Here is a 10,130-nt window from a genome sequence, read left to right as displayed (position 1 = left end):
GGGGTGGTATCTGGAGAACTGCAATCACCTGTGCCATTTTCATTAAGATTGGTGTTATTGCCTGTGATATCAATACTGCGCTCTAAGGTATTGTCGCCAGGATCACCCGTATAAACCGCTTCCACTTGGCAAATTTCTTCGCCAGACTCATTGATACTGCAGTTTAAGGATGAAATATGTGCTATGCAGGTATTCACCATTAACTTACTAATATCACCTTCTTTAAGACGTTTTTTGGAAATAGTGAGTTCTGTGGTTTCTCCTTCAAGATCATCACAGTAATTCTTGCTACTACAGATCAAATCCTTGGGATTCCAATAAGGTGCATAATCATAACAAGACTCTAAGCGAACAGAATATATCGTATGAAAGCGCTCGATCTGCCCCAAATGCTCATAAGCACACTGAGTCATTAAAAATGAAGTACCATAAGGATACGTAGTAAAACTACGATTAAGTAGATACACTTTATTATACTTAGGGCGATATTTATTACCTTCATAATAACGACATGCTTCATCAACTGAGTTAAAACGCGGTCCTGGTACACCTTGACTTGCGTGATAAATGTACTCTCCACTTGCAGATAATGAACAAAGCAGACACACGAAAAAACACGTACACGATAAGTGCCGCATAGATACTCCTATTACTACAGCATGCAGATGAGCAACTGTAATGGCCTTTAACTGCATATGTATTAGATCTACTGATTATAATGTGATCTACAACTTGCACAACAGGTGAAATACTTCATTTTATTGATTTGATGTAGTTTGTTGTGCAAATAGACGACAATATTGGTCTATAGTGCTTACAATTTGAGCAGGATAAGAGAAATGATTGGTACGAAAGTGTAGATATGACTTATTGATTGAGCCTACGGTAATCAAAAAAATAGCCGATAACCCTGCGTATCGGCTATTTTCAGGCAGGCCTGTGGTCTTACCAGTAAAAACCCTTAGCGCAGTTCAAAAACGCCAGGGATTCATTAAATAATGACTATCTGAAAAAGGCTGGACTATTTTCACTCAAGGACGGATGGATCAAAATTCATTATCCCAACGGATTAATTAAATGAACCGCCCTGTGCGGTCCCGCATGCAGGGTGGTGTGGGGAGAGCTGGGGATATACCAGCTCTTACCCGATTAGGCACATGTTACTAAGGCTCCTGACCTTTTGGCTTCCCAATACTCATCTCTCAATTCTTTAGCCATATTCTTACCGATTAATAATCCAGAACCTATCACTAAACCGTCACAAACAATCTTGCTCTTATATGGTAACAAAGCTGTCTTAATATAAGTATATTCGGGTATTATTTCATCTAATGGTGTTGTAAGACAAAACGCCTGATAAAAAATACCACTTTCAACATGCTTCAGAATGTGTCCTTGCTTATACCTTTTTAAATAAACAAAATCTCCGAAATTACCAGCTTTTATCGTCTGTAAAAAACTTTCTCCAATATTATGTAATATATATTCTTCAATATTATCGATATTTTCATATATTGACGAACGTATATATGCGTAGTCTTCAACGCATTCAGGGTATTCTCCATTATTGATAAATGCAATTACTGCTTTATATTTATCTAAAAACTCGTTTGCTGATTTTTCATCAATTAACACGAAATGAATTCCTTTTTATTCAGTTTCTTCTTGCCTAATTATTAATAAACGTCACCCTTACACAAGCCAAACTCGATTGTAGGCCTTATGGTTAGTGGTATCCAGGGAGGTGGGTAGATACCAGTTTTTACCCAGCTAGACTGGTTTTCTGTTATGGAAATCAACATATAATTCTTTTAGCACATTAGGTAATGCATCCCAGTACGGCTTAGCATTCTCAGGCTTCACTTGCCAGAATAGGTTCTCTGTAAATGCCACATCGATACAGTTACAGACTTCCTTGTTACCATTCATGAAATGACTTCTAATAAACTCAAACACTTCACTATATTTACTAACTGATATCTTCTTATTCATTTCGTTATTCAAGGCATTCGCTAAACTTTCAAACCATGAATAAGCAAAATCAGGATCAACCTCTGACCACCGCCTGATATGCTCCTTATCAGTTTTCTCAGTGAGATCAGGAAACGTTTCTCTGAATTGATTGTACATATCTAAAATGGGCATACTAAAAGCCTAACTATTAATAAGCATCACTCTGACGTAAACCTAACCCCATTGTAGGCCACTATGGTTAGTGGTATCCAGGAAGGTGGGTAGGGAGCAGATCTTAGCTAATTATGTTTTTGATAGCTCGACTGCTATAGCCTTATATTTTGGTTCAAACGCATTGTACGTTTCGCTGCGAATATTTTGTATATAATTTAGCGATTGCTCTTCATTTAAACCAAGCCCGTTTAACAAGCAATGCGCAAAAATACCAGTTCTGTGTAAGCCGGCTGAGCAATGTATGATGATATTTTCCTGCTCTTTGATGCGCTCCACAGCATTTTTAACAGCACGCCTAAATATGAGCTTTTCAGAAGCGTTCATTTTAACCGCATTTTTGACTTTTACCCACTCCCAAGCCATACCTTTTTCACGGACTTCATTGCCTATTCTAAGCGCTTGCTCACCCCTCTCAGCTAATATAGTAAACACTGCCGTACAATTATCTTTTACTAGACTAGGTATTTCCTTTAGTTTCGGCCTCTCTGACAATGCAAGAGAGCCGTAATCCTCGATTTTTATAAATTTATAGTTTAACGCCATAATTCATCGAAAAAACATAACTATTAATAAACGTCACTTTGACGCAGCCCTAACCTTATTGTAGGCCTTATGGTTAGTGGTATCTAGGGCGGTGGTTAGGGGGCAGGTCTTAGCTGATTAAGTTTCTTCATCTTCATCCACTGGATAGGTAGATACACAAAGTCCCAAACCTAATTGGCCGGCCAAGTAAGCCAACTCCGGCGGAAATGTATATGAACCCCAAAATGGAGGCTTAGTTTCTACGCCAAAATCAAGCAATGCGTATTCAACACCGTTAAACTCAACTAATTCTCGAATTAAACCCGAAGATTTATTAAGAAAATCAATAGCATCTTCTAACTGCTGATTCATGTCACTGAAGTCTGCAGAACTAACCTCAACGCTTAAGCCAGAATGTTCTAGTTTAGGCCCATTTGGTTTCGATGCGGGATATCTTGGATCTCCCTTTCTGTAGATATTTGAAAGTGCTATGTCTTTGCCCTCTACACAAAGGTCAACATCGAAATCTTTACCTGATATTCGTAGTATGCAGCTCATAGAAAACTTAACTATTAATGAACATCACTCTGACGCAAAACCTAATCTCATTGTAGGCTCTATGGTTAGTGGTATTCAGCGGGTAGATAGCAGCTCTTACCTGATTAGGGCTTGGGTTTAATGTCGAATTGCTTTGCAAATTCTGGATCTACCCAAACCGACTCCACTTGATCTGATTCTAACTCAACATCTTCGGGAGCAGAGCAGTTAGAAATAAACTCCTCCATTGATTTAGCTAGAAACTCATTATCACCTATTTCATGATCCCAGAAATGAATTCCACCGTTCACTTCGATAAAATAGTTTCCGCAATCATCTTCTGCCAAAATATTTGACTTAGCCAGCTCAACCGGAAAAGGTTCCTGACTCTTACGAATAACTCCGTACTCTGTACCATGATTGCTAGTAAAGATTTTCCCGAATGCTCGTTTCATCATTTGAGCCTTAACTACTATTTAACGTCACTCTGACGCAAAACATACCCTCATTATAGGCCTTATGGTTACTGGCATCCAGGAAGGTGGGTAGATATTAGCTCTTACCCGATTACCTGTGACGCTACCACAATTTCCACCATTTTTTTTGGGGGGTAGCTACTTTATAACCCGTAGGCTCTTTTTCTTCGGGTGTTCTTGAATCTGTATACTGAATACCTTGAAAATCACCGTTGTGGCCAGTAAGAACTATTTTTCCAGTATCAAGCCAGCCAATAACCTTTTCAGCTTCTTCACAAACACTTGGATAAAAGCTCTCAATAAGCCTCTTCTGTTCTGGAGATTTCAATTTATCCCAGCTATCTGCGTTGTATTCAGATGGAGGGACGGTGACAGTCAAACCATAGCCCAATCCAAGATTGTCTAAGAATCCATAACCATCACAGTACATGTCATAGCATTGCTCAATATATTTATGAGCATCAATCGGATGCTCAATTACATTTTGTAGAACCCTACGCAAATACCACTCATAATACTTTCCTATATCGATGTGTGGTTTGAGAATCTTCTCGGCTTCGTATAGAGACGATGGCTGCTTGTAGGTTAGAGAAATCAAATTTAGATACTCGTCGTAGCTGAGAAAACTTTCTAGGTCTTTCTCTGAGTATACCCACTGCTCGAATTCATTTATTTCGATCTCTCTAGCAATAAGCTTATAAATGATTAACTCGAACTTATTCAATGCACTTTCTCAAGACAGGTAACTATTAATGAACGCCACCCTGACGCAACCCTAACTTCATTGTAGGCTTTGTGGCTAGGGGTATCCAGTGAGGAAGGCTTGGTTATAGGTCAATTCCGTAGTTGCTTTGGTGCATACTTTGATACTGCTTATTACATAAGAAATTGATCATTAAAGAAGGTGCGAATACCCTGAATAATAAGTATAGTAATTAAAAAAATCAGACAACACCCTAAGAATAAACGATTTGATATAAAGAATGATAAACGCGCTCTTTTGCCAAGTTTATTCATTTCATTAATATTCTCCTTTAAAAATAGCTGCTCTCTTAAATATTTATGTAAGTAATGATTTTCTTTGCCTCCAATCATATAAGGGTTCCTTGAAAAAAAAGTCATCTTCTTCCATTCTTCAGGAGAGTATTTTTTTACTTTCCTTAAAAACAAAGATATTAAAATAGGAGTTAGAAAAAAATGCCATGTCATAGTTATCATAAAAATAAAGCAATAAATATTAAATAGTATTTTCATTATATTTAAGGAGTATAATTTTCTTGTTCAGAGTGTGTTTAAATCTAACACATGCCCGACTAATAAGACATCCACAGAGCGAATATAAATTGACTATAAAAGGGTGTCCCCTCGGCAAGCGTGCAAGTTGAAAAATTTGCTTTCAGGCATCTTCACCGGCACAGAGTGACGTAATATATTACGTCACTTTAGCGTCGCTATTTATTTATGAGTGTGATTTTGATTCAACCCTATCATTAACCAAAAATATAATTAACCAATCAACCCCCGCACTAACTCCGCGCTCTTAACATATTCCTCTAGCCTACCCTTACCCGCGACTGTGTTGTAGTGCTTTTTCCAGTAGTTGGCCCTATCCTCAAGGCTTGAGGGGATGGCTCCAGGTCTCAGCTTGTAATGCAGGCGACAGAAGATAAACGACAATAGCGGGGAGTATGCTAAATCCCTGTGCTGTAGCTTGTTGAGATCGACATTAAACGACTCTTTGAGCCTGTCTCTGTCTGCGGATCTCGCCCGGTTTTGAATGTCCTTGAATGATATTGGGTCGATCTGACACAAGCCTACACCCGCGCCTGTAGGTGTCCTATCTGGGTAGTTGCCAAGTTTAGTTTCCTGCGCTGCAGTTTCTAGCAGCAAGTCAACGGCGTAACCGCTGCCATTTCCTAATACGTCGCATACTTTCGTTGCGATCTCTAGCGCTTGATTCGGTGAGGTAAGGCCGTAACCCTTCATTTTTGATACTCCTCTTTTTCAAATGGCTCTAGCCAGAGCATGACGGAAGCCCCGTCAGCCTTGCGTTTGAGCCATTTATATTTTTGGTTACGCATAGTTTTTTAAACTTTATTTTACTTGATCCGTAACCTAAAATAAAACTAAGTGAGGAGTAGCAACGATGGCAGACAAGAGCGACAGCAATACGACCCCGACAAGACCTAGAGGGCGGCCAGAAAAGTATGCAAGCGACAAAGAGCGCAAAGCAGCGCGCGCAAGAGCTGCACGGGAACGGAGAGCGAGGCAGAAAGCGGCAGGCTTTAGAGAGGTCAGGCGGCTAGTGAAGCCAAAGGACGCCGTGCTTGAGAGCGACATAATTGATTTGTCGCATATACCGGATCATCGAAAGCGCTAAAACTGTCGTTCAGGTGAACAGGTTATAAGATATTTGAAGTATATAGCAAAGGGTCATACAAAACTTGTCTTTACAAGCGCTTACAGCTTCGTTTGAGGACGTCTACTGTTGTATGTATAGGTTATGGTTACTATGAACCATTTACCCTTGTAGAGGCTTCCTAATCGCTCTAACTGTAGAGTAAAAAATATACAATCTATACAGCTTACGATTTATGTTTGTAAGTCATGTTTTATCTTGTTTTTTATAACTTGTTTTTAATTCTTGTTTTACCCTCCCCTATAAGCATTGAAAATAAAGGCTTACAGAGAATAATCGACGACAACTTAACAGTTAATTGACGACATTATAACAGTGCTAATGTCGACATTTTGACAGTTTAAAACAGTCAAATTGACAGTCTAATGGCGACACTTTAACAGAGAGAGGGAGATGTTGTAGGAAAGGGTTTGTTCAAATTTTGAACGATAAATATTAAGGCTATGTTGCTGGTTTTATAGCGACACTTTAACAGTAATAGCGGACATTTTAACAGTATGAGTCTTGGTTAAAATCTTCTCTGGTTAAAAAATATACATTGTGAATGTTTTTTACAAAAAAATAACACCAACAACTTAACAGTAAAAAGCAGACTCTTTGACAGTTTTTAAAAAAATTATTTTTTACACTGAAAATCAATAGCTAAATTTTATCGAATAAAAACAATTACTTATGTTTATTTGGTGTTTAAATGGAGTATTTTATATTGACGCAATGACGCATGAAAAGTTGTTGATGCGTTAATGGTCTGTTATTATGTTGTTGTTTCGTAAGCTTAGTGTGAGGGGCTATGAAGAGACAAAATCGAGTAACTAAAGCTAATCAGCTAATTCAAGCACAGCTTGTTGAGTCAAAGGTTAGTTTGTCTGTACGAGAGCAGAAAATTGTATTAGCGATCATAAGCTTAATTTCTCCAGAAGATGACAACTTAAAAGACTACGAACTTAGTATTAAAAAACTTTGTGAGCTCACAGGTATAGATGAATCTAACCTCTACCGTAACCGAATGAGAGATATTGCAACTAACCTCACAACGAGTTCTATTCGAATCATAAGACCAGAAGAACCAGATGGAGCTCTATATACTACGTGGTTCTCTGACGTTGATTACAGGCCTCGTGAGGGTGTTGTACGCTTTTCTATATCAAAAAAACTACGCCCATACTTGTTGCAACTAAAGTCTCATTTCACTACCTACCAGTTAAAGCAAATCACCTCGTTACGATCAACTAACGCTATTCGAATGTATGAGCTTTTACGACAGTTTTATCCCGAAAAATCAGAAGAACCTGTTGTATACAGTGAAATTAAGGTAGCCAACTTGAGAGCCTATCTAGGAATAGAAGATTCAAAGTATAAGCGATTTAATGATTTTAAAAAGCGTGTACTGGATCATGTCCGCGAAGAACTAACAGATAAAACTGATCTGACCTTTAACTACAAAACAAAAACTCATGGACGTAAAGTTATTGCCATTGCGTTCAGCATCTTCAAGAATAATGTGTCTGAGCCAGTTGATGAGTTTGATGAATACGAGCAAGCGCTTGAATTGGAGAAAACCCTGGAAGATAAAGTTGCTGAGTATCTCCCAGCCCGCTTGGTAGTCACTGTTTTCAACAAATTTGATAGGAATCGGATTGAAAGAAACTTCGATTATACCGTTGTACAGATTGAGCTTGGCGATGTAAAGAACCCTGGGAAATACCTATGGTCAGCAATCAATGAAGATTATGCTAAAGATGATAGCTCGTCTTCACTTGAGGATGAAATTAACGATATTTCTTGGGTAGATAGGCGAGATAATTTCTGAGGTGGTGTCGTAGCATGAAAGTCTTTGTAGGTTTTTTAATTCGCGCTGCTGCCAGTGGCTGTATTTTGATAAGCAATACATACAAAGTATGAAGTAATATATCATACTTCATACTTATTAATTTTAACTGATTGATTTAGCTTATTTTTTTAAAGTAAAGTTCAACTGCCTCTCTTATGATTGCGCTGTTATTCTTCCCTTTTTTACTCTTAGCTCTCTTACGATCTCTAGCTAAATCTTCAATCTTATTTAGTAAACTTAACGGTAAGCTAATTGTTGTCCTTGTGAGTTCATCATCAAGATCAGTGATTTCTGGCTCCTCTATTATTTGAGGTTCAGGTTTCACTACACTAGCATTTGCACTATAAGGACGATCAGCAAGCTCATCCGCAAGCCTTTCAGCTTCTACAGCTGACACAAGTTTACGCTGTGATGGCTTCTTGATTGGCATGCGAGTATATCTCCCCAAATAGTTTTAATACTTCATTAGATGCTTGCTCATTCTTAGACTCAAGCACACTCAACCCCTCGCTCATCACATCCCTATAAACTTTACGGTATCGACCCACAGATGTAAGAGCTTTAAATTCTGGAAATTCTGAAACATAGCTTTCGAACTCTTGGCGCTCAGTGTCCATTACGCTTGGATTTGTTGACGCCATGGATTGATAAACATAAACACTTAACTCAGGATTTAAGTCACGAACCCTTACTATTTGGTCGTGAAGTTCTCCAAGAGTATCTAAATCTAATTGGCTGCATTGGTGAGGGCATATCATTACGTCTGCAACAGTTGCAGCAGTAATCATCTCGCGGCTATTTCTACCTGCAACATCAACAACTACTCGATCATACTTCTCTCGCAAACTATTTAGGGTTTGGGCTAAATTGTCGTACTTTTGCGTTAGTATGATTTTGGGCGAATGCCCCTGCTCTTCTCTCTCAGTGCACCACCTTGCTGCGCTACCCTGCTTGTCAGCATCAACTAAACAGACTTCGTAACCCAGGCGAGCAAAAGCAACCGCAAGATTGCAAGAAACAGTTGTTTTGCCTGACCCTCCCTTGTTGCTAGCAACTAATGTAATCATGACAAGCCCCACACATTATGTATTTATGAAGTGTTACTTATGAAGTATGAAATATTTGTTGTTAGTTAACAAGTATCACATGTTAAGTGTTAACAAATACTTCCTATGTATTACCTATGAAATATTAAAGCATACTTATGAAGTAATACTTATTATCACCATAGTTCATTGGTATTAAATATTAACTCATAAGTATTACTTATGAAATATTAAGAAATACCTATGAAATCATACTTATTAGATAACATGTCATACCTGTGACATAATACTTAACCAATATTATTTAGTATTTAATACTTATGAGTTAATAAGTATTACTTCATACTTTTTTGGAGGTGCTTAGTGCCACTAGTACGCCACCCTAAGAGCGAACTACAACTGGCTCCCAGTTATGTGGGTGCCACCCTGAGTGTCACTTTATCAGTGGCACTATCTGTATTGCTCTTTGCATCAATTTCAGAAAATTACTACTACAGTCTTATGTTCGCTGGGCTTGCGATTGCATTCGAGTTAGCAAAGTTTGTTGCGCTACCTGAGATTGCACGACGAAAACAGCGCAAAGACTGGACGGGTGTCATGGGTGCCACTCTTTTGTTTGTGACTCTCGCAGCTGCAAGCATCCTTGGCTCGATTGGTGGGTTGCAGAGTGACACTCAACGTGTGCAAGCTGCAATTCAGAAGTCAGAGCAACAAAGAGTGGCACTCACAGAGCAAAGACAGTTACTGCTTGATGAGATCGCAGAGAATCAGAAAGCGATAGATAAGTACATCGCACTTAACAGAATTAAGAACTTTGCGCAGCCTTTGCAGCAGCGCAATGAAACGCTGAGAGCGAAAGCCGCAACGATACAAGACAAAATCAGTACGCTTGATGTTGCGCAAGAAACGCCAATGACAGCATTACTTGGTGCAATTGCTACAGCAGTAGGTGAAGATAAAGCAGTGGTGCAAGTTTATGTATTTATACTTTTAGCAGTACTGCTTGATCTAGTTGCAAGCTTTTTCATTTGCTTATTGCGTGAAGAAAACGACTTCCGTCGAGACTATCAAAGCAAACTAAAAGTTAAGGAGGGTGGCACTAATGATCATGA

The 10,130-nt window shown here is 38.7% G+C and carries 13 protein-coding genes; 2 read left to right on the top strand and 11 right to left on the bottom strand.

Annotated elements, in window-relative coordinates; genetic code table 11:
• From F607_RS0121645 to F607_RS31045, 9 genes are all read right to left on the bottom strand, one after another.
• A partial coding sequence (locus F607_RS0121645; protein ID WP_038292029.1) for a hypothetical protein occupies window positions 1–638 on the bottom strand: 638 nt, incomplete at its 3' end.
• Window positions 639–1,149: 511 nt separating this feature from the next.
• Window positions 1,150–1,635, bottom strand: coding sequence for a hypothetical protein (locus F607_RS0121640; protein WP_027709745.1), 486 nt, complete (start codon window positions 1,633–1,635; stop codon window positions 1,150–1,152).
• Window positions 1,636–1,770: 135 nt separating this feature from the next.
• The gene (locus F607_RS0121635) at window positions 1,771–2,145 is read right to left on the bottom strand and encodes a DUF7674 family protein (RefSeq protein WP_027709744.1); all 375 of its coding nucleotides are present in this window, start codon (window positions 2,143–2,145) and stop codon (window positions 1,771–1,773) included.
• A gap of 111 nt (window positions 2,146–2,256) precedes the next feature.
• Window positions 2,257–2,730 carry a protein-tyrosine phosphatase family protein gene (locus F607_RS0121630; protein WP_027709743.1) on the bottom strand — a complete coding sequence of 158 codons (474 nt, stop codon included), beginning with the start codon at window positions 2,728–2,730 and terminating at the stop codon, window positions 2,257–2,259.
• A 117-nt stretch (window positions 2,731–2,847) separates the two neighbouring features.
• Window positions 2,848–3,267 carry a hypothetical protein gene (locus F607_RS0121625; RefSeq protein WP_027709742.1) on the bottom strand — a complete coding sequence of 140 codons (420 nt, stop codon included), beginning with the start codon at window positions 3,265–3,267 and terminating at the stop codon, window positions 2,848–2,850.
• 104 nt (window positions 3,268–3,371) lie between these two features.
• A complete protein-coding gene (locus F607_RS0121615; protein ID WP_211233691.1) occupies window positions 3,372–3,704 on the bottom strand; it encodes an SMI1/KNR4 family protein in 333 nt (110 codons plus the stop codon).
• A gap of 121 nt (window positions 3,705–3,825) precedes the next feature.
• Window positions 3,826–4,446 carry a hypothetical protein gene (locus F607_RS0121610; protein WP_027709740.1) on the bottom strand — a complete coding sequence of 207 codons (621 nt, stop codon included), beginning with the start codon at window positions 4,444–4,446 and terminating at the stop codon, window positions 3,826–3,828.
• Between the two features lie 152 nt (window positions 4,447–4,598).
• Window positions 4,599–4,817: a hypothetical protein gene (locus F607_RS31050; protein WP_038292028.1), complete on the bottom strand. Its 219-nt coding sequence runs from the start codon at window positions 4,815–4,817 to the stop codon at window positions 4,599–4,601.
• A gap of 411 nt (window positions 4,818–5,228) precedes the next feature.
• Window positions 5,229–5,708, bottom strand: a complete 480-nt coding sequence (locus tag F607_RS31045; RefSeq protein ID WP_051311726.1) for a hypothetical protein — start codon at window positions 5,706–5,708, stop codon at window positions 5,229–5,231.
• Window positions 5,709–6,931: 1,223 nt separating this feature from the next.
• Between F607_RS31045 and F607_RS0121585 the strand changes: the two genes are divergently transcribed.
• Entirely contained in the window at window positions 6,932–7,951 is a 1,020-nt protein-coding gene (locus F607_RS0121585) for a replication initiation protein (protein WP_027709737.1), read from the top strand.
• Between the two features lie 136 nt (window positions 7,952–8,087).
• On the opposite strand, the gene F607_RS0121580 is transcribed toward F607_RS0121585, so the two are convergent.
• Window positions 8,088–8,402 (bottom strand): hypothetical protein, encoded by a 315-nt coding sequence (locus F607_RS0121580; RefSeq protein ID WP_027709736.1) that lies wholly within the window; start codon window positions 8,400–8,402, stop codon window positions 8,088–8,090.
• On the bottom strand, window positions 8,374–9,039 hold the full coding sequence (locus F607_RS0121575) for an AAA family ATPase (protein WP_027709735.1): 666 nt from the start codon (window positions 9,037–9,039) through the stop codon (window positions 8,374–8,376). The genes F607_RS0121580 and F607_RS0121575 overlap by 29 nt, the downstream gene beginning before the upstream one ends.
• 342 nt (window positions 9,040–9,381) lie before the next feature.
• On the opposite strand from F607_RS0121575, the gene F607_RS0121570 reads away from it, so the two are divergent.
• Window positions 9,382–10,130, top strand: a 749-nt coding sequence (locus tag F607_RS0121570) for a hypothetical protein (RefSeq protein WP_027709734.1), incomplete at its 3' end; no start/stop codon positions are given.

It is taken from the genome of Zooshikella ganghwensis DSM 15267 (genome assembly GCF_000428585.1).
Classification (GTDB): domain Bacteria; phylum Pseudomonadota; class Gammaproteobacteria; order Pseudomonadales; family Zooshikellaceae; genus Zooshikella; species Zooshikella ganghwensis.
The sequence above is the reverse complement of the archived record's forward strand: the minus strand, read 5'-3'. Positions and strand labels throughout refer to the sequence as shown.

Bases quoted from the DNA above. Each gene is read 5' to 3' on its own strand.
- F607_RS0121575 (WP_027709735.1), bottom strand. From the start codon at position 9,039: ATGATTACATTAGTTGCTAGCAACAAGGGAGGGTCAGGCAAAACAACT.
- F607_RS0121625 (WP_027709742.1), bottom strand. From the start codon at position 3,267: ATGAGCTGCATACTACGAATATCAGGTAAAGATTTCGATGTTGACCTT.
- F607_RS31045 (WP_051311726.1), bottom strand. From the start codon at position 5,708: ATGAAGGGTTACGGCCTTACCTCACCGAATCAAGCGCTAGAGATCGCA.
- F607_RS0121630 (WP_027709743.1), bottom strand. From the start codon at position 2,730: ATGGCGTTAAACTATAAATTTATAAAAATCGAGGATTACGGCTCTCTT.
- F607_RS0121635 (WP_027709744.1), bottom strand. From the start codon at position 2,145: ATGCCCATTTTAGATATGTACAATCAATTCAGAGAAACGTTTCCTGAT.
- F607_RS31050 (WP_038292028.1), bottom strand. From the start codon at position 4,817: ATGATTGGAGGCAAAGAAAATCATTACTTACATAAATATTTAAGAGAG.
- F607_RS0121585 (WP_027709737.1), top strand. From the start codon at position 6,932: ATGAAGAGACAAAATCGAGTAACTAAAGCTAATCAGCTAATTCAAGCA.
- F607_RS0121580 (WP_027709736.1), bottom strand. From the start codon at position 8,402: ATGCCAATCAAGAAGCCATCACAGCGTAAACTTGTGTCAGCTGTAGAA.
- F607_RS0121615 (WP_211233691.1), bottom strand. From the start codon at position 3,704: ATGATGAAACGAGCATTCGGGAAAATCTTTACTAGCAATCATGGTACA.